Annotated in this window: 23 protein-coding genes and 1 other RNA gene; 17 read left to right on the top strand and 7 right to left on the bottom strand. The window is 44.1% G+C overall.

Features of this window, described 5'->3' with window-relative positions:
* Positions 1-57 precede the first annotated feature (57 nt).
* From nudF to parC, 6 genes are all read left to right on the top strand, one after another.
* Positions 58-690 carry an ADP-ribose diphosphatase gene (gene nudF, locus A1QO_RS01840; protein WP_017035544.1) on the top strand — a complete coding sequence of 211 codons (633 nt, stop codon included), beginning with the start codon at positions 58-60 and terminating at the stop codon, positions 688-690.
* The gene (locus tag A1QO_RS01835; protein ID WP_017035543.1) at positions 687-1,121 is read left to right on the top strand and encodes a DUF1249 family protein; all 435 of its coding nucleotides are present in this window, start codon (positions 687-689) and stop codon (positions 1,119-1,121) included. Before nudF ends, A1QO_RS01835 begins: the two co-directional genes overlap by 4 nt.
* Before the next feature lie 25 nt (positions 1,122-1,146).
* Entirely contained in the window at positions 1,147-1,968 is an 822-nt protein-coding gene (gene cpdA / locus A1QO_RS01830) for a 3',5'-cyclic-AMP phosphodiesterase (protein WP_026026783.1), read from the top strand.
* 2 nt (positions 1,969-1,970) lie between these two features.
* On the top strand, positions 1,971-2,561 hold the full coding sequence (yqiA, locus tag A1QO_RS01825) for an esterase YqiA (RefSeq protein WP_170746654.1): 591 nt from the start codon (positions 1,971-1,973) through the stop codon (positions 2,559-2,561).
* Positions 2,562-2,899: 338 nt separating this feature from the next.
* Positions 2,900-4,780 (top strand): DNA topoisomerase IV subunit B, encoded by a 1,881-nt coding sequence (parE, locus tag A1QO_RS01820; protein WP_017035540.1) that lies wholly within the window; start codon positions 2,900-2,902, stop codon positions 4,778-4,780.
* 3 nt (positions 4,781-4,783) lie between these two features.
* The gene (gene parC, locus A1QO_RS01815; protein ID WP_017035539.1) at positions 4,784-7,048 is read left to right on the top strand and encodes a DNA topoisomerase IV subunit A; all 2,265 of its coding nucleotides are present in this window, start codon (positions 4,784-4,786) and stop codon (positions 7,046-7,048) included.
* A 104-nt stretch (positions 7,049-7,152) separates the two neighbouring features.
* Here parC and degS read toward each other — a convergent pair whose 3' ends face one another.
* The 3 genes from degS to zapG all read right to left on the bottom strand — a co-directional run bounded on the left by degS (position 7,153) and on the right by zapG (position 10,307).
* Entirely contained in the window at positions 7,153-8,217 is a 1,065-nt protein-coding gene (gene degS / locus A1QO_RS01810) for an outer membrane-stress sensor serine endopeptidase DegS (protein ID WP_017035538.1), read from the bottom strand.
* Between the two features lie 151 nt (positions 8,218-8,368).
* A complete protein-coding gene (locus A1QO_RS01805; protein WP_017041434.1) occupies positions 8,369-9,736 on the bottom strand; it encodes a DegQ family serine endoprotease in 1,368 nt (455 codons plus the stop codon).
* Positions 9,737-9,860: 124 nt separating this feature from the next.
* The gene (zapG, locus tag A1QO_RS01800; protein ID WP_017040293.1) at positions 9,861-10,307 is read right to left on the bottom strand and encodes a Z-ring associated protein ZapG; all 447 of its coding nucleotides are present in this window, start codon (positions 10,305-10,307) and stop codon (positions 9,861-9,863) included.
* A gap of 144 nt (positions 10,308-10,451) precedes the next feature.
* Between zapG and zapE the strand changes: the two genes are divergently transcribed.
* The 8 genes from zapE to sspB all read left to right on the top strand — a co-directional run bounded on the left by zapE (position 10,452) and on the right by sspB (position 16,807).
* Positions 10,452-11,555 (top strand): cell division protein ZapE, encoded by a 1,104-nt coding sequence (zapE, locus tag A1QO_RS01795; RefSeq protein WP_026026954.1) that lies wholly within the window; start codon positions 10,452-10,454, stop codon positions 11,553-11,555.
* Between the two features lie 242 nt (positions 11,556-11,797).
* Positions 11,798-12,226, top strand: a complete 429-nt coding sequence (gene rplM, locus A1QO_RS01790; RefSeq protein WP_017035534.1) for a 50S ribosomal protein L13 — start codon at positions 11,798-11,800, stop codon at positions 12,224-12,226.
* A 13-nt stretch (positions 12,227-12,239) separates the two neighbouring features.
* A complete protein-coding gene (gene rpsI, locus A1QO_RS01785) occupies positions 12,240-12,632 on the top strand; it encodes a 30S ribosomal protein S9 (RefSeq protein WP_017035533.1) in 393 nt (130 codons plus the stop codon).
* Between the two features lie 331 nt (positions 12,633-12,963).
* Positions 12,964-13,557, top strand: coding sequence for a ubiquinol-cytochrome c reductase iron-sulfur subunit (petA, locus tag A1QO_RS01780; protein WP_017035532.1), 594 nt, complete (start codon positions 12,964-12,966; stop codon positions 13,555-13,557).
* Positions 13,557-14,822 (top strand): cytochrome b, encoded by a 1,266-nt coding sequence (locus tag A1QO_RS01775; protein ID WP_017035531.1) that lies wholly within the window; start codon positions 13,557-13,559, stop codon positions 14,820-14,822. Before petA ends, A1QO_RS01775 begins: the two co-directional genes overlap by 1 nt.
* Positions 14,819-15,556 carry a cytochrome c1 gene (locus A1QO_RS01770; protein WP_017040290.1) on the top strand — a complete coding sequence of 246 codons (738 nt, stop codon included), beginning with the start codon at positions 14,819-14,821 and terminating at the stop codon, positions 15,554-15,556. Before A1QO_RS01775 ends, A1QO_RS01770 begins: the two co-directional genes overlap by 4 nt.
* Positions 15,557-15,649: 93 nt before the next feature.
* Positions 15,650-16,285 carry a stringent starvation protein SspA gene (gene sspA, locus A1QO_RS01765; RefSeq protein ID WP_017035529.1) on the top strand — a complete coding sequence of 212 codons (636 nt, stop codon included), beginning with the start codon at positions 15,650-15,652 and terminating at the stop codon, positions 16,283-16,285.
* Between the two features lie 6 nt (positions 16,286-16,291).
* Positions 16,292-16,807: a ClpXP protease specificity-enhancing factor gene (gene sspB / locus A1QO_RS01760; RefSeq protein ID WP_017040289.1), complete on the top strand. Its 516-nt coding sequence runs from the start codon at positions 16,292-16,294 to the stop codon at positions 16,805-16,807.
* A 74-nt stretch (positions 16,808-16,881) separates the two neighbouring features.
* Here sspB and A1QO_RS01755 read toward each other — a convergent pair whose 3' ends face one another.
* From A1QO_RS01755 to A1QO_RS01740, 4 genes are read right to left on the bottom strand one after another with little or no spacing between them, the layout of a single operon-like run.
* Entirely contained in the window at positions 16,882-17,451 is a 570-nt protein-coding gene (locus tag A1QO_RS01755; protein ID WP_017035527.1) for a BON domain-containing protein, read from the bottom strand.
* Positions 17,452-17,453: 2 nt separating this feature from the next.
* Positions 17,454-18,044, bottom strand: a complete 591-nt coding sequence (locus A1QO_RS01750) for a phosphoheptose isomerase (RefSeq protein WP_017035526.1) — start codon at positions 18,042-18,044, stop codon at positions 17,454-17,456.
* Between the two features lie 3 nt (positions 18,045-18,047).
* The gene (locus A1QO_RS01745; protein WP_017035525.1) at positions 18,048-18,416 is read right to left on the bottom strand and encodes a YraN family protein; all 369 of its coding nucleotides are present in this window, start codon (positions 18,414-18,416) and stop codon (positions 18,048-18,050) included.
* On the bottom strand, positions 18,403-20,208 hold the full coding sequence (locus A1QO_RS01740; protein WP_017041433.1) for a penicillin-binding protein activator: 1,806 nt from the start codon (positions 20,206-20,208) through the stop codon (positions 18,403-18,405). Before A1QO_RS01740 ends, A1QO_RS01745 begins: the two co-directional genes overlap by 14 nt.
* Before the next feature lie 69 nt (positions 20,209-20,277).
* Here A1QO_RS01740 and rsmI point away from each other — a divergent pair, with 69 nt between their 5' ends.
* The 3 genes from rsmI to rsmH all read left to right on the top strand — a co-directional run bounded on the left by rsmI (position 20,278) and on the right by rsmH (position 22,824).
* On the top strand, positions 20,278-21,141 hold the full coding sequence (rsmI, locus tag A1QO_RS01735) for a 16S rRNA (cytidine(1402)-2'-O)-methyltransferase (protein ID WP_017041432.1): 864 nt from the start codon (positions 20,278-20,280) through the stop codon (positions 21,139-21,141).
* A 141-nt stretch (positions 21,142-21,282) separates the two neighbouring features.
* Positions 21,283-21,675, top strand: an RNA gene (gene rnpB, locus A1QO_RS01730) — RNase P RNA component class A.
* 198 nt (positions 21,676-21,873) lie between these two features.
* A complete protein-coding gene (gene rsmH / locus A1QO_RS01725; RefSeq protein ID WP_017039087.1) occupies positions 21,874-22,824 on the top strand; it encodes a 16S rRNA (cytosine(1402)-N(4))-methyltransferase RsmH in 951 nt (316 codons plus the stop codon).
* The last annotated feature ends 1 nt before the right edge of the window (position 22,825 follow it).

Raw genomic sequence — 22,825 nt, 5'->3', positions numbered from 1 at the left:
GGTGCTTAGAGGCAACTCTAGGTAAAATGATGACGACGACAACATAGAGGTGCTTAGATGCGAGACTCAAACAGGTCACTGACTCGCTTTACTCCTAGTGACGTAAAGCTGTTATCAAAAAAAACGGTCTTTAGCGGTTTTTTTAAAATGATTAAATACCAGTTTAGTCATCGACTTTTCGATGGTGGTTGGAGTGAACCCATCGAACGAGAGATGTTTGAGCGTGGGCACGCCGTCGCTGTGTTACCTTATGATCCCACGACCGATCAAGTTGTCATCGTCGAGCAAATTCGTGTTGGCGCTCTTGAACATCGTTCTCCTTGGCAATTAGAAATAGTCGCGGGGATTATTGATGAGGGTGAAACGGCCGAAGATGTGGCTCGTCGAGAGATGCTTGAAGAAGCGGGTGTTGAAGTGGGTCAATTGGAAAAAATTACCGCATTTTATCCATCCTCGGGTGGCTGCTCTGAAAAATTAGACGTTTTTGTTGGTGAAGTCGATGCATCAAAAGCGTTTGGTACACATGGCCTTGAACATGAAGGTGAAGATATTCGCGTGCATGTGATGTCTCGAGAAGAGGCGTATCAAGGCGTACAGTCGGGAATGTTTGAAAATGGTGCATCTATTATTGCTCTTCAATGGCTGGAGCTTAATCACCGAGATATTGTCTCCAAGTGGCGATCAAAATGATCAATAAAACGTATCATGTTGATCTCGCAGAGTTGATGCGTGTGTATGAGACTAACTATGCGAAACTCAATGCGCTGTTGCCAATTGATGCAAAGGTTGGTGATATTCGTTGTTATAAAGCCGCAGCAATGACGTATCAATTGCAAGTGTGTGAGGTCACAAAGTACACAACTTTAGTGGATGTTTGTCAGAGTGATGACGTTCCAATATTTCCATTACCTAAAATGTCTGTCAGGCTATATCACGATGCCCGAGTAGCAGAAGTTTTTTCTAGTGAGCATTTTGGGCGAGTAAAACCACGTTATGATTATCCAAACACTAGAATGATGCAAAAAGATGAGAAAGCACAAATCAATCGTTTTTTAGGAGATTGGCTGACATTTTGCCTGAAACAAGGCATTAGCCAAGATCCCATTAATATTAATCATTAGTCATGTAAATTTTCAGGTTTTGATTTTGAAATTGTCCCCAAGTCCAGCAGAAGTTTCACCGATTAAGCTGCTACAAATTACCGATACTCATTTGTTTGCGCCTGCGGACGGTGACCTTCTAAGCGTAAATACCTTAGACAGTTTTCAGGCTGTGGTCTCTATGATTCAAGATTCTGGTGTTAACTTTGATTCTATTTTGGCGACGGGAGATATTTCTCAAGATCATAGTGTCGAGTCATACCAGCGTTTTGCCGAGGGGATTGCGCCACTCAAACAGCCTTGTTATTGGCTGCCTGGTAATCATGATTATCAGCCGAATATGGGCACAGTATTTCCTTCCCCTCAAATTCAGCATATCGAGCACTTATACATAGGTGAGCATTGGCAAGTGATCATGCTTGACTCTCAAGTTGTTGGAATGCCTCATGGGCGCTTGAGTGATCGGCAACTGGATTTATTGGATGAAAAATTGAGTGCTAACCCTAATCGTCATACCTTAGTGTTGTTGCATCATCATCCGATTCTAGTGGGCAGTGCTTGGCTAGATCAGCATACGTTGAAAGACAGTGAATTGCTCTGGCAGGTACTTGATAGGCACAGTAATGTTAAAGCCATCTTGTGTGGCCATGTTCATCAGGATATGGATCGAGAGTTCAACGGTGTACGCGTTATGGCGACACCATCAACGTGCATTCAGTTTAAACCTAACTCCGATGAATTCGCTCTAGATAAGCGTGCTCCTGGGTGGAGAGAGCTTGACCTGTACGATGATGGGCAATTGGTGACTCAAGTGCAGCGTTTGCCTAATGATCGATTCTTTCCCGATTTCACTGCTGGCGGTTATTAACGATGCCTTCATCTAAAAGACCCTTGTTACTGTATATCCACGGTTTTAACAGTTCACCTCAGTCGCATAAAGCCAAGGTGATGAAGGAGTATTGCGCGGCTAACCGGCCGGATATTACGCTGGTTACTCCGCAGCTTCCTTGCTTTCCCGAAGAAGCCGCCCATTGCTTATTAGCTTTGATTGAAGAGTACCAGGCCGATTATGACATTGGGTTAGTGGGAAGCTCTCTTGGAGGTTATTTATCCACTTGGTTGAATGAAAAATTTGGCTTTAAAGCGGTATTAATTAACCCTGCGGTTAAGCCTTACGAACTGCTGGTGGATTACTTAGGTGAGCAGACTAATCCTTATACTCATGTGCAGTATGTTTTGGATCCGATTCATATACAGCAGCTAAAAACGTTAGATGTTACTTCTATCGCGAACCCTAAAGATTTTTGGCTGTTGCAACAAACTGGGGATGAAGTTCTTGATTATCGTCAGGCTGTTGAACGGTTTGCTTTCTCGAAACAAACGGTTGAGCAAGGTGGTGATCACAGCTTTGTTGATTTTGAACGATACCCAGCTCAAATTATTGAATTTCTCGCTTTATAGAATACTCAACAATCTTTTTTGTCTCTTTTTCGTGCAGAAGAGACGAGTTGTGATTTAGAAAGCTATTAATTTAGGTTTTCTTTCTTCCACTGAGGGAGGAGTCATAATTTTACCTGTTACTTACCTATCTCTCTTGACATAAGAGGGCCACTTCCAGACTATGTTCTACCTATACTTTTGTTGTTGTGAACGCTGATTGTTTCAGCGATTTTGTCACTTTTTACGCAAAACGCTCATATGTGCTTCTGATGGCATTTGAACTCGCGAGCCGTGTTAAAGGTCTCTTTACACCAATAGCAATGTAATAACTTAATTATCTACTAAGTATATTCCGTATTATGACTGAACAATATAATGCTGGAGCCATTGAAGTTCTCAATGGCTTAGAGCCAGTACGTCGCCGACCAGGGATGTATACGGATACAGCGAGACCCAACCATTTGGGTCAAGAAGTTATCGACAACAGTGTCGATGAAGCGCTAGCCGGACATGCCTCAAAGGTACAAGTAATTCTTCATGCTGATCAATCTTTGGAAGTCATTGATGATGGTCGAGGCATGCCTGTCGATATTCACCCAGAAGAGAAAATCTCGGGGGTTGAACTTATCTTCTGTAAGCTCCACGCCGGTGGTAAATTCTCCAACAAAAACTATCAGTTCTCTGGTGGTTTACACGGTGTGGGTATTTCGGTTGTTAACGCGCTATCAAAACGTGTTCAAGTTACGGTACGCCGTGACGGCCAAGTCTATGAAATGGCGTTTGAGCACGGCAATAAAGTGGAAGAACTGACCGTCACGGGGACTTGTGGTCGTCGTAACAAAGGCACCAGTGTCCATTTTTGGCCAGATACCAGCTATTTTGACTCAGGCAACTTCTCTGTTACTCGCCTTATCAATAACCTGCGAGCAAAAGCCGTTCTTTGCCCTGGCCTAGAGATCACCTTTAGTGACAAAGTCAATGGTAATGAGCACAAGTGGTTCTATGAAGATGGCTTAAAAGACTACCTGGCTGAAGGCGTGAAGGGATACACCGTTATTCCTGAAGTCCCTTTTACTGGTGAGTTCTCGGCGGAAACAGAAGCGGCTAACTGGGCCATTATCTGGCAACCAGAAGGCGGTGATATGATCACCGAAAGCTACGTCAACTTGATTCCGACTGCGCAAGGCGGTACGCACGTTAATGGTCTGCGTCAGGGCTTGCTGGACGCGATGCGTGAGTTCTGTGAATTCCGAAATTTGCTGCCTCGTGGTGTGAAGTTAACCGGTGACGATGTTTTTGAACGTTGTTCGTATGTCTTATCGGTTAAAATACAAGATCCGCAATTTGCAGGCCAAACCAAAGAACGTTTGTCTTCTCGTCAAACCGCGGCGTTTGTCTCTGGTGTTGTAAAAGACTCCTTTAGTTTGTGGCTCAATGAAAAGCCTCAACTGGCGGAGCAACTGGCTGAAGTTTGTATTGCAAACGCGCATCGCCGTATGCGTGCTAGCAAGAAAGTTGTGCGAAAAAAAGTCGCCTCAGGTCCTGCATTACCAGGAAAACTGACCGACTGTTCAGCGCAGGATTTAAGTCGTACGGAAATCTTCTTCGTGGAAGGAGACTCAGCGGGAGGCTCAGCCAAACAAGCTCGAGACCGTGAATTCCAAGCGGTTATGCCACTGCGCGGTAAAATACTCAACACTTGGGAAGTTTCTGCCGATCAAGTGCTCGCTTCGCAAGAAGTACACGATATCTCGGTGGCATTAGGGATTGACCCTGACAGCGACGATCTTCAAAGCCTACGTTACGGAAAAGTCTGTATTCTTGCCGATGCGGACTCGGATGGTTTGCACATCGCCACGCTTTTATGTGCGCTTTTTACTCGTCACTTCCGAGCCTTAGTTGAAGCGGGGCACATTTATGTCGCGATGCCGCCACTCTTCCGTATTGATTGCGGAAAAGAAGTATTTTACGCCTTGGATGAAGATGAAAAAGAAGGGGTGTTGGAGCGTTTGAGTAAGAAAAAAGCCAAAATTAACGTACAGCGATTCAAAGGGTTGGGTGAGATGAACCCTCTCCAGTTGCGTGAAACAACCATGGATCCAAACACTCGACGTTTAGTTCAGCTCACTATCGATGACAATGAAGCAACCATGGAAATGATGGATATGTTGTTAGGTAAGAAGCGTGCTGATGACCGCCGCTCATGGTTACAAGCTAACGGCGATATGGCAGAGGTTTAATTAATGTCCACAGAAATTACTTATGATGGCGTAGAACAGTTGCCAATGCGCAAGTTCACCGAAGACGCTTATCTGAACTATTCAATGTACGTCATTATGGACCGAGCGTTACCTTACATTGGTGACGGTTTGAAGCCTGTTCAGCGACGTATTATTTACGCGATGTCAGAGCTTGGCTTATCGGCGTCATCAAAATATAAAAAATCGGCGCGTACGGTTGGTGATGTACTTGGTAAGTACCACCCTCATGGTGACTCGGCGTGTTATGAAGCCATGGTATTAATGGCTCAGCCGTTCTCATACCGCTACCCATTGGTTGATGGCCAAGGTAACTGGGGTGCGCCCGATGATCCTAAATCGTTCGCAGCCATGCGTTATACCGAAGCCAAACTGTCTAAGTTTGCCGAGGTATTGCTGGGTGAATTAGGGCAAGGCACGGTGGAGTGGCAACCAAACTTTGATGGCACGATGAAAGAGCCACAAATGCTGCCTGCTCGTCTGCCGCATATTTTACTTAATGGTATTACCGGTATTGCGGTGGGTATGGCAACCGATATTCCACCTCACAATGTGCGTGAAGTGGCGAGTGCTGCGATCCACTTACTGGATAACCCGAAAGCCGAACTCAACGATGTGATGGGCTTTATTCAAGGCCCAGACTACCCGACAGAAGCTGAAATTATTTCACCGCGAAGCGATATAGAAAAAATTTATCGTACCGGTCGAGGCAGCATTAAAATGCGTGCGGTATGGCACAAAGAGGGCAATGATATTGTCATCACTGCGTTACCTCACCAAGTTTCAGGTGCGAAGCTTCTAGAGCAGATTGCGGCGCAAATGCGTGCGAAAAAGCTCCCTATGGTCGATGATCTTCGTGATGAATCGGATCATGAAAACCCGACTCGCATTGTGATCGTTCCTCGCTCTAACCGTATCGACTGCGATCAGTTAATGAACCACCTATTTGCCTCTACGGATCTTGAGAAAAACTTCCGCGTTAACCTCAATATGATTGGCCTGGATGAGCGTCCTCAAGTCAAAGGATTGGTTCAGATCCTGAATGAGTGGATCGAATTCCGTCGCACAACGGTGCGCAGACGTTTGCAATATCGCTTAGACAAAGTCCTTGCTCGATTGCACATCTTAGAAGGTTTGTTGGTCGCATATCTTAATATTGATGAAGTGATTGAAATCATTCGTACAGAGGACGAACCTCGCCCTGTACTCATGAGCCGCTTCAACATTACAGAGACGCAAGCGGATGCCATTTTAGATATTAAACTGCGTAATTTAGCGAAATTAGAAGAGTTTAAGATCCGTGGTGAGCAAGATGAACTCGCTAAAGAGCGTGACAAATTAGAAAAGCTACTGGGTTCTGAGCGTCGTCTTAGTACACTGATTAAAAAAGAAATTCAGGCTGATGCGGATAAGTTTGGCGATGATCGTCGCTCTCCACTGATTGAGCGTGCGGAAGCTAAAGCGCTTACTGAACGAGACCTTGTTCCAAGTGAGCCGATTACGGTTGTGCTTTCAGAAAAAGGCTGGATTCGTCATGCGAAAGGGCATGAGGTGGATGCTGAAACACTCAACTATAAATCAGGTGATAATTACTTAGCTCACGCCCGAGGAAAGAGTAATCAGCAAGCGGTGTTCTTTGCGAGTGACGGTAGAAGCTATTCACTGGAGTCGCACTCTCTACCTTCGGCTCGTAGTCAAGGAGAACCGATTACTGGTCGCTTGAATATCAGTGTGGGCAGCTCGATGCGCCAAGTGATTATGGGTGAGGATGATCAGCTGTGGTTAGTGGGGTCCGATGCCGGTTATGGCTTTGTTTGTAAAGGCAGTGATTTATTGTCAAAAAACAAGAGTGGCAAAGCCTTGGTCAACCTTCCTCAAAACTCGGAAGTATTACCACCGCATACCGTTGGCAACCTAGACTCTGATGAGATTCTTGCGATAACGAACCAAGGCCGTATGTTGCTTTTCCCGATCAAAGATCTTCCTCAACTGGGTAAAGGGAAAGGGAATAAGATCATTAATATTCCTGCTGCAAAAGCCAAAGAGCGTGAAGAGTTTGTTTCTCACCTAATGGCATTACCTCAGGGTGCTTCTTTAACCATTTATGCAGGGAAGAGAAAGTTGGGTCTTAAGTCGGCTGATCTCGATAACTTTAGAGGTGAGCGTGGTCGTCGAGGCAGTCTATTGCCAAGAGGCCTGCAGAGAGTGACACGAATAGAGCTGGAAGCCGATACTGAGCCAGAGGCTTAATCAAAGCGGTATTCTCTAACCGCAAAAAAGCCCCTGTATTTTATATAGGGGCTTTTTTGCGGTTAGAACGCCTTATTTCGCTTCACATCACTGCTTAACTTAGATTACTCACGATTATCTTCAGCAACGGTAACGGGTAACGTTATCTCTTCACCTTTGCGTAGTAGCATAATGTCAATCGTTGTGCCTGGTCGTAAATCTGTCACGATATCCATAACGCTTTGTCTGCCGTTGATTTTATGCCCATCGATTTTCAATATAATATCTTGGGCTTCGAAGCCAGCTTTTGCCCCTGGTCCATCAGGATCCAATCCAAGTACAACAATACCACCTAGGTGCTCACTCCCCAGTAATCGCGATGTTACCGAGTTGATGTCTTGCCCATCGATACCAATGTAACCACGGATGACTCGCCCATCAGCAATGATTTTATCCATAATCTTATGGGCTAATGGGTAAGGTATTGCAAAAGAGATCCCATACGTTTCAAGATCAGTTGCTTGCTGGAAGGAAGCGGTATTGATTCCAACGAGTTCACCTTGGCTGTTAACAAGAGCCCCTCCAGAATTGCCCTGATTGATTGCGGCATCGGTTTGGATAAAAGCTTGGCGACCATCCGCACTAATTGATGAGCGGCCCGTGGCTGAGATGATACCAAACGTGGTGGTTTGCCCAAGGTTGTATGGGTTGCCTATGGCAAGAACCACATCACCTACTTTAGCTGCATAATTTGTGTTTTGAGGGATGATAGGAAGGTTAGTTCCTTCTATTTGTAAAATGGCAATATCTGTGCGGCGATCTTTGCCGACCAACTGAGCGGCAGCGACTCGTCCATCTTGAAGAGCCACAATGATCTGATCGGCCTGAGCAATAACGTGATAGTTCGTTATGATATAGCCTTTCTCACTGACAATAACACCTGATCCTAGCCCCTGAGTCGAAAGCTTAGTGCGATTATCTTCGGTGTACTTTCTACTGTAAATATTGACGACGGCTGGTGCCGCTTTTCTCACCGCGTCATTGAACGAAAGCTGAAGTGTTGAAAAATTATCTGTTGTCGAGGGAAGTACTTGTGGCAGAAAATTAGTACGTAAAGAAGGTATTGCCAGTAATAAAATGAGTGCCGTTGCCAAACCTAATACAACCGAACGTAACATGAAATTCAGCATACTGTCCTCAAAGTGGGTGGAAGTCTTTGTGATAATGGGTGTTTTTAATGCTTGCTGTCGAAGCATAGCATCAGAATGCTAAATAACAAAAAGGCGATACTCAAATGGTATCGCCTTTTATTAAGGTCATCTCACGATTTAATCGATGAGTTTATCGAATCACAAGATAGATGGTTCGATCCCCTCGTTGGATATTGAGTGCGAGAATACCCGGTTTTTCATCGATAACTGCACGAAACTCCGCAATGTTTTTAACTCGCTTTCTATTAACACCAATAATAATGTCATCGACCTGAAGTTGGTAGGCTGCCGCAGAGGAACCCTCTTCAATACTTGTTACCTTGATTCCTGGAATCGTATCGTTGTCTGTTGTATTCGTGAATTCAGCACCAGTTAGTCCCGGGTGGAGCTTTTCTGCGGGTGTTTTACTGGTGGTTTGCTCTCCTAGAGTGACCTCAAACGAGAGCGTTTTTCCATCTCGCACAACGCCTAATGTTAACTGTTTGCCTGCACCCAATGTCGCGACTTTTGCACGTAACTCACTAAATGTATCGATTTTCTTACCATTAATCGTGGTGATAATGTCACCCGCTTTGAGTCCAGCATCGTCTGCCGCACTGTCAGGTATGACTTGATTAACAAAAGCTCCTTTACTTGATTCGTAGCCTAATGCTTCTGCAAGCTCTGAAGTGACTTCTCCACCTTGAACACCAAGCATGCCGCGTTTGACTTCACCAAAATCAAGGATTTGCTCAGTGAGGTTTTTCATCATGTTGGCCGGAATAGCAAAGCCGATACCTACATTGCCGCCATTGGGGCCCAATATGGCGGTATTAATTCCAATCAACTCACCGTTGAGATTAACGAGTGCACCGCCCGAGTTACCGCTATTGATCGCAGCATCGGTCTGAATGAAATTTTCGAAGTTTTCCAGGTTCAGCCCACTTCGACCTAGTGCCGACACAATACCTGACGTGACGGTTTGTCCGAGACCAAACGGGTTGCCGATCGCCACCGCGAAATCGCCAACTCGCAGTTTGTCTGAATCAGCAAGTTGAATTTGAGTCAGATTCTTTGCTTCTTCAAGTTTAAGTAAAGCAATGTCTGACATTTGATCGCCACCGACAAGTTCAGCATCGTACTCTCGGCCATCTTTAAGTTTGACGCGAATGGTTTCTGCCCCATTAATGACGTGGTAATTAGTCACTATATGCCCTTGTTTCGCATCGATAACCACACCGGAGCCTAAGCCTCGAAATGGGCGTTCTTGTATTTGGTCGGTAGGGAAGTCTGGGCCGAAAAAGAATCGAAACTGTTCAGGTAGCTGCTGGCGTGAAACTTGAGTCCCTTCTACCGCAATGCTCACGACTGCAGGGGTCACAGCTTCTAGCATGGGAGCAAGGCTGGGCAGAGGCTGCTCGTTAATGGATAGCGGTAAGGCGGCCGTTGCCGGCAAGGGAATGATGATTGAACTTAAGCTGATTGATAAGGCGGTTAAGGTAAGCAAAGGCTTTTTCATCTGATTACTCCAATTAGATTAAGACCTACTTTTCAATATGTGGAAGAAAACTTGAAAAGTAGGGACCAGTCAGAGATATGACTAAAAAACATCAATTTAGTTCCCATTGAATTGGGACTCAAAGTTAAGAGGCTTTCGCTGTCAGCACTTCTTTAGAGTGAATGATCTCCTTTTCTGCATCGGTAAACAGTCCAGTCGAGCCCTTAGCATAATCTTTAGGTGGTTGGTCTGTTTCTATCTTATCTGGCGTCGTATTGTTTTCGTTCTGAATCGTTATCTGTTTAACAAATGGGTTATCTTGCTCTGGTTGATGTGGCAAAAGCTCTGCTGATGTTTTTGCCATATGCTGATAAAGCTTCGTATAGTCTTTGCCTAATGTATCCAGCATTTCGGCGCTTTGAGCAAAATAGTCGGTCAGTTCTTGCTTTTGTTGTTCGAGAGCGAATTTTGTTGCGTCTAGGTCTTTTTGTACTGTTTTTTGTTTTTTATATTCAGGTGTTGTGAAGCGCCCAAAAAGCCCCCCTATTACAATACCAATGACTAAACCTACAATAGCGTAAATCCAAGGCATAATAGCTCCTTATTAACTGAGGAATTAACATGTCTGTTACCAGTTGGTTACACATGTCTAGGGGGCATGTTACTATGAGCGGAAGGTCCAATAAAGAAAAATACGATAATTTTAATGGCTGTGTTTGAAGGAAGTGTTCTTGTTATGACACCAAGACAAAAGTATGAGAAAGATATAAAAGAACATGGTTTTCAAAGAGATGAAGCCCAGTTTCTAGCGGTTGAAGCATTAGATAAATTGCATCACCAAATTATTGAATATCTCAATGCACCTAAGGTCTCACTGACCCGTTGGCAAAAACTGATGGGAAAAAAAATAGACTCTCCTGTTGTTCCTGATGGTTTGTATTTCTGGGGGGGAGTGGGTCGAGGTAAGACCTACCTGATGGATTCATTTTTTGATTCATTACCCAGCGAAAGGAAAATGAGAGTCCACTTTCACCGCTTCATGTATCGTGTGCATGACGAGCTTAAAGGGCTAGGGGAAGTGAGTGATCCGTTAGACCTTGTGGCCGATAAATTTAAACAAGAAACCGATATTATCTGTTTCGATGAGTTCTTTGTTTCAGACATTACCGACGCCATGATTCTAGGTACTTTATTTCAAGCCTTGTTTAAGCGAGGAGTGATCCTAGTCGCGACGTCGAACATCCCGCCGCATGATCTGTATAAGAACGGACTGCAACGAGCACGTTTCATGCCTGCGATTCATCTGATAGAAAAGCATTGTGTCATTATGAATGTTGATAGCGGTATCGACTACCGGTTAAGAACACTAAAGCAAGCCGAGATATATCATTACCCACTTGATAAAACAGCCAACGAAAACCTCTATTGCTATTACAAGCAATTGGTAGGAGAAGATAAGCCTATTCAAACGTCGATAGAGATCAATAACCGAGCGATGGATGTGATAGAAGCAAGTGATGGTGTACTGCATGCGACATTTGGCCAATTATGTAAAAGTGCTCGTAGCCAAAATGATTATATTGAACTGTCTAAAATCTATCACTCTGTGCTTTTAGCGGATGTTGAACAGATGGGCGCAAATTTGGATGATGCTGCTCGGCGGTTTATTGCATTAGTCGATGAATTTTATGAGCGAAATGTAAAACTCATCATTTCAGCTGAAGTCGCTTTAGAAAACTTGTATCAAGGGCAATTTCTGGAGTTTGAATTCAAGCGTTGTCAGTCAAGACTAATTGAAATGCAAAGTCATGATTATCTGGCCAAAGAGCATCTCAGTTAATCTGAAATTCGGTCTATGGCAGTAGGTTAAAAAAAATTGTGATTTTGTTCAAAAAGAGGTGATTTTTTCTTCGCTCTTCTCTATAATCCTGCGACCTACCGTTACTGCTGGCCTCTAGTTGTAGAAATTTTTATGGCTATGCCGAGAGTTTCCAACACTCGAAGGGGTGATGTATGGTGCTCTTAGACAGTGGGAACTTATTGTTCCTTAAGTGTAATTTTTTTTAATAGGTAATTATTAGCATGAAAACTTTCGTTGCTAAACCAGAAACTGTAAAACGCGACTGGTATGTTGTAGACGCTGAAGGCAAAACTCTTGGCCGTCTAGCAAGTGAAATCGCTTCTCGCCTACGCGGCAAGCATAAAGCAGAATATACTCCTCACGTAGACACTGGTGATTACATCATCGTTGTTAACGCTGAGAAAGTGGCTGTAACTGGTAACAAAGCTAAGGGTAAGGTTTACTACCGTCACTCAGAGTTCCCAGGTGGTCTTAAAACTATCACTTTTGAAAAGCTAATTGCTAAGAAACCAGAAATGGTTCTTGAACTAGCAGTTAAAGGTATGTTACCACGTGGTCCTCTAGGCCGCGCGATGTACCGTAAGCTAAAAGTTTATGCTGGTGCTGAGCACAACCATGTTGCTCAACAACCAACAGTACTAGACATCTAAGGGGATTATGAAAATGGCAGAGAATCAATACTACGGCACTGGTCGTCGCAAAAGCTCAGCAGCTCGTGTTTTCATCAAACCAGGTTCTGGTGAGATCGTAATCAACAAGCGTAGCCTTGATGTTTACTTCGGTCGTCCAACTTCTCGTATGGTTGTTAAGCAACCTCTTGAGCTAGTTGAACTAACTGAGAAACTAGACCTATACATCACTGTTAAAGGTGGTGGTATTTCTGGTCAAGCAGGTGCTATCCGTCACGGTATCACTCGCGCACTAATGGAATACGATGAGTCTCTACGTCCTGCGCTACGTGCAGCTGGTTACGTTACTCGTGACGCTCGTTGCGTTGAACGTAAGAAAGTTGGTCTACGTAAAGCACGTCGTAAACCTCAATTCTCTAAGCGTTAATTTTTCTTTTACAGAAAAGTTCACGCTCCAGTTTTACGACTGGAATTGTGGTTCAAAGCCTGGCTATATGCCGGGCTTTTTGTTTTTTTACATCTATAAATCCCCTTTATTATTATCTCTTAAGATCTTTTCTTTTTAATTCAGCTTCTTTTGTGACCCAGCATAGGCTTTGCCCTTTGAATGTTACAAAAAGGTAGCTTTATCTTGTCAAAAAGTAGGGTTTTAATTATCATTTGCCATCAAATAAATATAATTAAAACTTTAATTTGTTAGCCATGCTCTGTAAGCGGAATAACAACTATCCAAAGGGAGCAAATGGGAGAATGTTTGGATGAGCAATGCGCCTTTAAATAACGGTCGTAGACGTTTCTTGACTGCCACAACTGCGGTTGTAGGTGGTTTAGGGGCAGCTGCAGTCGCCGTTCCTTTTATTAAATCTTGGAACCCAAGTGAAAAAGCGAAAGCTGCTGGTGCCCCTGTCGAAGTTGATATCGGTAAACTCGAAGAAGGGCAAATGGTTCGTGTTGAGTGGCGTGGAAAACCTGTATGGGTAGTCCGCCGAGCTCAATCGGTTGTCGATGGCTTAAAAGCTCTGGATGATCAATTGCGTGATCCAGTGTCTGGAGAAGAGCAGCAACCAGCCTATGCACAAAATGCTTACCGTTCAATTAAGCCTGAATATTTTGTTGCCGTCGGTATTTGTACGCACTTAGGGTGTTCGCCTACTTACCTACCTGATAGCTTCAGTGAACAGGTTCAAGGGGTTAAATCTGGTTTCTTCTGTCCTTGTCACGGCTCTAAGTTTGATATGGCAGGACGAGTATTCCAAGGTGTACCTGCACCACTCAATCTAGTTGTACCGCAGCATATGTATTTGAGTGAAACCAAAATTATGATCGGTGTTGACGACACAGGGGAGGCATAATGCAAGCGCTACTAGATTGGGTAGAAAAACGTCTACCAGTGATGGATTCTTATAAAAAGCATCTATCAGAATATCCGATGCCAAAGTCGTTCAACTTTTGGTACTTATTTGGCTCACTAGCGATGTTAGTGCTTGTTAACCAAATTCTAACCGGTATCTGGCTAACCATGAACTACGTTCCTTCTGGTGAAGGTGCGTTTGCTTCCGTTGAGTACATCATGCGCGATGTGGAATACGGCTGGCTATTACGTTACATGCACTCAACAGGGGCGTCAGCGTTCTTTGTTGTTATCTATCTGCATATGTTCCGTGGCTTGATTTATGGTTCTTACCAAAAACCTCGTGAGTTATTGTGGCTATTTGGTATGTTGATCTTCCTAGTGCTCATGGCTGAAGCCTTTATGGGTTACTTGCTGCCATGGGGGCAAATGTCCTATTGGGGTGCACAGGTAATCATTTCCCTCTTCGGTGCGATACCGGTTATTGGCGATGATCTGACGCTTTGGATTCGTGGTGATTACGTTATTTCTGGTGCGACACTAAACCGTTTCTTTGCTCTCCATGTTATTGCACTGCCTATCGTTCTACTTCTATTGATCGTATTGCACGTTCTTGCTTTGCATGAAGTCGGCTCGAACAACCCTGATGGTATCGAAACTAAATTACCAAAAGGCTCGATGGGCGATGACTACAAAACGCAGTTTAAGTTCCACGAGAACTACACTAAAAAATACGATGTCATCGATTCTATTCCTTTCCATCCATATGGAACGGTTAAAGATCTAGTTGGTGTCGCAGGCTTCTTGTTCTTGTTCTGTTATGTGTTGTTCTTTAATCCAGAGATGGGCGGTTACTTCCTTGAACCACCTAACTTTGAAGCTGCTAACCCTTTGAAAACGCCAGAGCATATTGCTCCAGTATGGTACTTCACACCATTCTATGCGATTTTACGTGCGGTCCCAGATAAACTTCTTGGGGTGGTCGCGATGGGCGCATCGATTGTTGTGCTGTTCCTTCTACCATGGTTCGATCGTTGTAAAGTGCGCTCTTACCGTTACCGTAGTAAGCTTCATCTACTGAATATTATTCAGTTCACTATCAGCTTCATTGCACTAGGTGTATTGGGTGCGCTTCCAGCGACTGCATTATATACACTAATGGCACAAATCTTTAGCTTAGGTTATTTCATGTTCTTTGTTTTGCTATTCTTCTACAGCAAAAATGAGGCGACGAAACCGTTACCAACTAGGGTGAAATTCAAATGAAGAAGTGGATTGTAATTTTATTTGCATTGTTGCCATCTCTAGCATTAGCGGCTGGCGGGAATGTACATTTAGACAAAGCGAACAATGATTTATCTGATCAAGCTTCATTGCAAAATGGCGCTAAGTTATTCATGAACTACTGTTTTGCTTGTCATGGGACTCAGTATCAGCGTTATGAACGTGTTGCGAAAGACATCGGCATTCCTTTGGACCTCATGAAGGAAAACCTGATGTTTGATCCTGAGGCGAAAATTGGTGACTTGATGGTAAGCGCCATTCCTCAAGATTCTGCAGCGAAGTGGTTTGGTGGCCCGCCGCCTGATTTGACATTAGTTGCTCGTGTTCGTGGTACTGATTGGTTATACACCTACCTACGCTCGTTTTACACGGATTCAAGTCGCCCATTTGGCGTAAACAACATCGTGTTCCCTAGTGTTGGTATGCCTCATGTTTTAGAAGAACTACAAGGCATTCCTGAACCTGTTTACGAGACTAAAATCGTTGATGGTGTAGAGCATAAGACGGTTGTTGGTGTTAAGACGGATGGTTCTGGCGAGTTAAACACTGAGGAATACGACTCAGCGGTTCGCGACCTTGTGAACTTCTTAGAATACTCGGGTGATCCGGTTAAGTTAGAGCGTCATGCTCTAGGTTGGTGGGTGATGGCTTTCTTAGTGATCTTCACTATTGTCGTCGTGTTGCTTAAGAAAGAGTATTGGCGTGATGTGCACTAATTGTGCTATAATGCCACGCTGATTTTTAATTTTGTTTAATGGAGGCTAAGCCTCCATTATTTTTTTGTATCTGTAAGTATGCTGGAGGGCTCCATGGCTGTAGCTGCGAATAAACGTTCTGTGATGACTCTGTTTTCAAGTGCATCTGATATGTATAGCCATCAGGTTCGTATCGTCCTTGCTGAGAAAGGCGTAAGTGTTGAAGTTGAGCTTGTTGACGAAGCAAATTTGCCTAACGAGCTCATTGAGCTAAATCCTTATAAGTCGGTACCAACATTGGTTGACCGTGAGCTTGCGCTGTACGATTCGAAAATCATTATGGAATATCTTGATGAGCGTTTTCCTCATCCACCATTGATGCCTGTTTACCCTGTTGCTCGTGGTAATAGTCGTCTGATGATCTATCGCATAGAGCGCAACTGGTACAGCCTAGCTGAGAAAGTGGTTAAGGGTAACGCTGAAGAAGCTGAAAATGCTCGTAACAAACTGCGCAATGATTTACTAACGCTGGCGCCTGTATTTGCAGAGTATGAGTACTTCATGAGCGAAGAATTTAGCCTGATCGATTGTTACCTAGCACCATTATTATGGCGCTTACCTCAACTGGGTATTGATTTGATCGGCCCTGGCTCAAAAGAGCTTAAAATCTATATGAGTCGAGTATTTGAACGTGATTCTTTCTTAGCTTCTTTGACTGAAGCTGAGCGTGAGATGCGTTTAAGCCGATAGTTATTGATGGATATTGAAAAAATGACACCACGCCGACCATATATGCTACGCGCATTTTATGAATGGTTAGTGGATAATGACTTAACACCTCACCTAGTGGTTGATGCAACTATGCCGGGTGTTCGAGTACCTGAAGAATTTATTCAAGATGGCCAAATCATCTTGAATATTGCTCCTAGAGCGGTTGGTAACTTAGAACTTGGTAACGAAGCGATTACCTTCAGTGCTCGCTTTAGTGGCCGTCCTCATTCTGTGATAGCGCCTTTGTATTCTGTACAAGCCATCTACGCAAGAGAGAATGGCGCTGGAACGATGTTTGATCCAGAAGAGGCGTATCTTGATTCTGAAACCAAGGCTGCTGAAACAATGGCTGCTGAGGACTTAGAAAATACTACTTCTATGGGTGTCAGTGGTTTGTCTTCGGTTCCGACTGAAGCATCTATAGATGTTGAAGATGAGGCTAGCCCGTCAGATGAGCCGCCTAAACCTAAAGGTCGCCCTAGTTTGAGAGTGATTAAATAAAAATAGAAAAAGCAGCTTATTAGCTGCTTTTTTATTGTCTTGTGTTCTTTGTTGCCTGCTACAGACCGTCTAAATTAGTCCACATTTTGGAACGCTCTGATCACTTGTTTTACCCCAGAGATATTACGTGCAACCTCTGTTGCTATGTCCGCATGTTGTGGAGACACATAACCAAGTAAAAAGACTTCTTTGTCTTCTGTAATGACCTTTACTTTAATGCCATTTAACTCTGTGTTAGTCAAAAGTGCCGATTTAACTTTAGTCGTGATCCAACTGTCATTGCTTATTGCTGTGACTGATAACGGCTCATTAATGCGAACTTGATTATGTAGGGTTGTGACTCCTTTTAACTGTTTTGCTTCTGCTATGAAGGCATCGAGATCGGATTGGGTTTTAGCTTGCCCCATTAATACGACAGTCCCGTTGTGAGAGCTTGCAGTGATACGCAGTTGTCCACGAAATGGTGCTTTATTGCCAAGGCCCGCCACCTCAAATTCAATATTGTTGTCATTCCAAATTTCTTTGGTACTTCGTGTGTCTGTAATAATGGTTGCGGTTGTTGCTGCGCCTGCGACGAAAACCCCAGCACAGCCAGACAGTGAGATTAAGGTCAAAACAACAGCCAAATAGCGAAATATAGTCATAATTACTCTTCGTGAGCTGGAAACAATACCTGATCGATAAGATCGCATAAACAGTGAAGTGTCACCATATGAACTTCGTGAATTCGAGGAGTTCTGTGAGACGGAATACGAATTTCAACGTCATGCTCTCCGAGTAATCCCGCCATTTCCCCGCCGTCTTTACCGGTGAAAGCAATAATAGTCATGTCACGAGTTACCGCAGCTTCCATCGCTTTAATGATATTCTTGCTATTACCACTTGTGGAAATAGCCAACAAAATATCACCAGCTTGACCAAATGCTCTGACCTGCTTAGAGAAAATTTCTTGGTAGTGATAGTCGTTAGCGACGGCGGTGAGCGTTGTATTGTCCGCCGTTAGAGCCATGGCTGGTAAGCTTGGACGCTCAGTTTCAAAGCGATTTAAAAGGCAAGAGACGAATTGCTGAGCATTTGATGAGGAACCACCATTACCACAGCAAAGAATCTTGTTGCCGTTGAGTAGGCTAGCAACCATTGCTTGTGCAGCATGAGTAATTGCATCCGGAAGTGCTTCGGCTGCGGCAATTTGAATTTGAATGCTTTCAGTGAAGCTATCTTTAATGCTATCGAGCATCGGTTATCCTTGGGTGATTGCGTTTTTAATCCATTCGATCTGCTTACCTTGCTGGTGAATAGCAATAACATCAAAACGGAGATCGGTTTGCTCAACAGAGCGATTTGTTTTTAAAAGCCAATAATGGGCTGTTTTGAGTAATTTGGCGACTTTGCTCGGAGAAACGGTTTCAGCTGCGTGACCGTAGCGTTTATTTTCACGGTAGCGAACTTCAACAAAAACGATGGTAGTACCGTCTTTCATAATGAGATCGATTTCCCCGCAGCGAGCGGTGAAGTTTCTCTCAATAACCATGAGACCGCAACCTTCTAGATGATTTTTAGCGACAGTCTCATAGTGTTGACCTTTGTCTCTGCGGCTAAAGAGCCCCATGCTCAGCCCAGCTAATTTCTCTTTGCACAATGCAATTTTCATCGATACGCAGAAGGCCTGTTTGGCCTTGGTAGCTATGATCTGGCATGATCTTCATTTGCGGTAATTGATCCATCATATGATAAGCATCAATGCCAAGCGCTTGAAGGCGGCGTTCAGAGTTTGAATCTTTTTCCCATAGCTGTTCCATTTGAGCCATTAAAGGCGTGTCTTTTTGAAGCAACAGCGGTATATCACTGTAGGTGATACCCGTCAGATCTTCATACTGCTTATTGCCACTGTTACTACGAGAGTTGGAAAACAATTTTGGTGGCTTTGTATCTGGATTAATCGCAACTTCAATAAATGGCTTAATCAATGTCAATTCAGGCCCGCTAGCGACAATATAGACCGCATCGATATCGCGACGGCTGCGAGGTTGGCTTTCTAAAGGTATCGCCAGTAGCCCCTCAATCTGAGCAATATGCTGTTGGCTATCTTGCAATCCAAACACCGAGTTAATGTTACGTTGAAGCTGGCGCTTGTCACCAAACAGGTTAATAGCCACCTTGTTATCATTAAGCTTTTCCCATTCCGCAGTAAACGCTTCGCTCACTCGTTGACCAAGCTTGCCTTGCGGCGCTAAAACTAATGGGTATTGATAACCTTGTTGGTGTAAGTATTTTGCTGCTTGAGCGACTTCTTGCTCCGGAGAAAGAGCGATGTAGCAGGTGCCTGTTCCTATTTCCAAGTTATCGGGAATATTGAGCGCTAAGGTTGGAATGTGCTGGCTTAGATTGGTTTGAATTTCTTCCAGTTGCTCTACATTATCCTTTGTTAAAGGCCCAACAATAAAATCGATACGCTTCTCAACTAATATGGCTTCAAGTTCAGTTCGTTCGGTTTTATTGGTGTCGACGATAGTGAGGGTCGCTTGTCCATCACGATTTTCGTCATTCATCATCGCCATGATAAAGCCGTCACGGATTAACTGAGCTTGTTTTGAAAACTTACCCGAAAGAGGAAGTAAGATGGCCGTATTTTTTGGTTTGGTTATTTCTAAATCCAATACGTCTTGAATCGCTTGTGGAGTATACATCACGGCTGGGTGTGTTGGGTTCTCTTCAAACCATTTCTCAAGACTGTTTTTAAGCATTGGGATGCTGTTCGCGAGCGTCTTCATATAAACGCTCAGCTGAACCCAACCGTCAATGATCTCTTCACTTTCTGAAGCGCTTAAAAGCGCCATCTGATCCGATTGATAACGTTCAAGGTTGGTCCAGATTAAGTTGGCTGTTTGCTGCTGTTCAATCTCATCTTGGTAGTCACTGAGGTAGACAAGCTCTTTACTGGCTTCAAAAAATCTTGCTTGATTGGTGTATAAGTCTGCTCTGAGTTGGTAGTAGTCAACCCATTGCTGGTCTGGTAACGACCATTGCTTTTGAAAGTTGAGTTGTGACAATGCCTGTTGATATTCACCAACACTGTTAAGTAGCTCAGCGCGTGACAGTTGCCATTCCGACTGTTGCAGCTCATCCAGGGGAAGCTTAACGATTCTCTTTGATAGACGGTTAGCCAGATCGATATCGTTACTTTCAATCGCGGCTTTAAACGCCATGATTAACCAGTCTCTTTGAATCGAACCTTGTGCACTGTCTGCCTGCATTAAATAGCTCTCAGCCGATTGCGCAGGATCTTGCAAAATATCAACATAGGTCGGTGCTGAAGGTGTAGATGAACACGCACTCAACACGATTGCGAGTGCAACAGGTGTGAGCAAGCGTGGTACACTGATTCTCTTATGGTTCTTCATAGCCATGCATTCTTATACTTGTAAGTGTAAAATTATCTCTATATTAATCGTTGAAGTGATGGTAAACAAATGACAGACAACAAAACATTGCCAGCAGAGATCCCAACTCTCTATATTGTTCCGACTCCAATAGGCAATTTGGGTGATATTACCCAGCGTGCCATCGATGTTTTATCAACCGTCGATGTAATTGCCGCTGAAGATACTCGCCATACGGGTCGATTACTCGCTCATTTCAACATTAAAACTAAGACCTTCCCGTTGCATGATCACAATGAACAGCAAAAAGCTCAAGTATTAGTTGATAGATTATGTGAAGGGCAGTCTATCGCATTAGTGTCTGATGCGGGTACGCCTTTAATTAGTGATCCAGGATACCACCTTGTGAATCAATGTCGTCAAGCAGGTGTAAGAGTTGTGCCTTTACCGGGGGCTTGTGCTGTTATTACCGCACTCAGCGCGTCAGGGCTTCCATCGGATCGCTTTAGCTTTGAAGGCTTCTTACCGCCAAAAAGCAAAGGCCGCAAAGATAAATTTTTGGAAATCGCGAAAGCAGAGCGCACCTGTATCTTTTACGAATCTCCTCACCGAATCTTAGATTCTCTTAGCGATATGCTTGATATTTTGGGGCCAAACCGAGAAGTGGTGCTGGCTCGTGAGATCACTAAAACTTTTGAAACCATTAAAAAGCTGCCTTTAGGTGAATTAATTGAATGGGTAAACAGCGATGAAAATCAGCGCCGTGGTGAAATGGTGCTGCTTATTCATGGCTTTAGAGACAATGCCGAAGAAACCATGCCAGACGAAGTCACCAGAACGTTGACCATTTTGACGAAAGATTTACCCCTTAAAAAAGCGGCGGCAATGACGGCTGAAATCTATAACTTAAAGAAAAATGCACTGTATAAATGGGGTTTAGAGCATTTAAGTTAACCTTCTTTTTGTGGTTGAATAGTAATCGATGTGGTTAAAGTGCAAGCAGGGCATGGTGTGTTTTTGTTAGAAAGCTTACAAAATGTTCATTTGATGACATCTTCCTAGACAGGCTTTACGCTTATCTATACAATTCGCCTCGGAGTTGACTGGGTAATCGCTGCTTCATTGATGTCCTTCGGGAGACTGATGGAGGGGAGGAACGTCCGGGCTCCATAGAGCAGGGTGCCAGGTAACGCCTGGGGAGCGTGAGCTCACGACAAGTGCAGCAGAGAGAAGACCGCCGATGGCCTCATTTCTTCGGAAGAGGCACAGGTAAGGCTGAAAGGGTGCGGTAAGAGCGCACCGTGCGTCTGGTAACAGTTCGTAGCAAGGTAAACTCCACCCGGAGCAAGATCAAATAGGCCCTCACATTGCGCTGCTCGCGTATGGGGGCGGGTAGATTGCTTGAGCCTGTGAGCGATTGCAGGCCTAGACGAATGGTTACCGCCGCGAAAGCGGAGACAGAACCCGGCGTATGTGTCAACTCCACCAATTCGAAACCCATCATAACGTAGCGTTGTGATGGGTTTTTTGCTTTATATTGACGAAAATTATTTTGTTAACACTAAACTTGGCGCAATATCACGAGATGTTTTGCGCAAACAGTAGCGATAGCCTGTGAAATCAGTACACTGATGTGTATCTGTATTTTGTGTTAATCGCTTTTAGCCCAAGCTTGATGAGACCAACATGACTGAACCATTCCAACATATTTCTGTTTTACTTAATGAGTCGATTGATGGACTCGCCATCAAACCCGATGGTACCTACATAGATGGTACTTTTGGGCGTGGCGGCCATAGCCGAACCATTCTATCTAAGTTGGGAGAAAATGGTCGTTTATTCAGTATTGATAGAGATCCACAAGCGATTGCTGAAGCGAAGAAAATTGATGATCCTCGTTTTACTATTATTCATGGCCCATTTTCAGGGATGGCAGAATATGCCGAACGTTATGATTTAATAGGAAAGGTGGATGGTGTTTTGCTTGATTTAGGCGTGTCATCGCCTCAACTGGACGATGCCGAACGTGGCTTTAGTTTTATGAAAGATGGCCCCCTCGATATGCGCATGGATCCCACCGCCGGTATTTCTGTGGCTGAATGGATCCTCAGTGCGGATTTAGACGACATTACTTGGGTTATTAGAGAGTTTGGGGAAGACAAACATGCTCGTCGTATTGCTAAAGCGATCGTCGCACATCGTGATGACGAAGAGAAAGAACCGCTCAATCGAACCAGTCAGTTAGCGAAATTGATCTCTGAAGCTGCACCGAAGAGCTTCAAAGAGAAAAAACATCCTGCGACTCGTGCATTCCAAGCTTTTCGAATTTATATCAACAGTGAGTTAGAAGAGATCGATACCGCGCTGAAAGGTGCTGCGAGTATTCTTGCACCACAAGGTCGTTTATCTGTGATCAGTTTTCACTCATTAGAAGATCGTATGGTGAAACGTTTTATTCGTAAAGAGAGTAAAGGCCCTCAAGTTCCTCATGGCATTCCTTTAACTGAAGCGCAAATCAGTGCTCTAGGCTCCGCAGATTTGAAGCCGATAGGCAAAGCCAATAAGCCAAGTGAAAGTGAGGTAGAACAAAACCCTCGCTCACGCAGTTCAGTATTACGTATCGCAGAAAAACTGTAAC

The organism is Vibrio genomosp. F10 str. ZF-129 (assembly GCF_000287055.2).
Classification (GTDB): Bacteria; Pseudomonadota; Gammaproteobacteria; order Enterobacterales; family Vibrionaceae; genus Vibrio.
The sequence above is the reverse complement of the archived record's forward strand: the minus strand, read 5'-3'. Positions and strand labels throughout refer to the sequence as shown.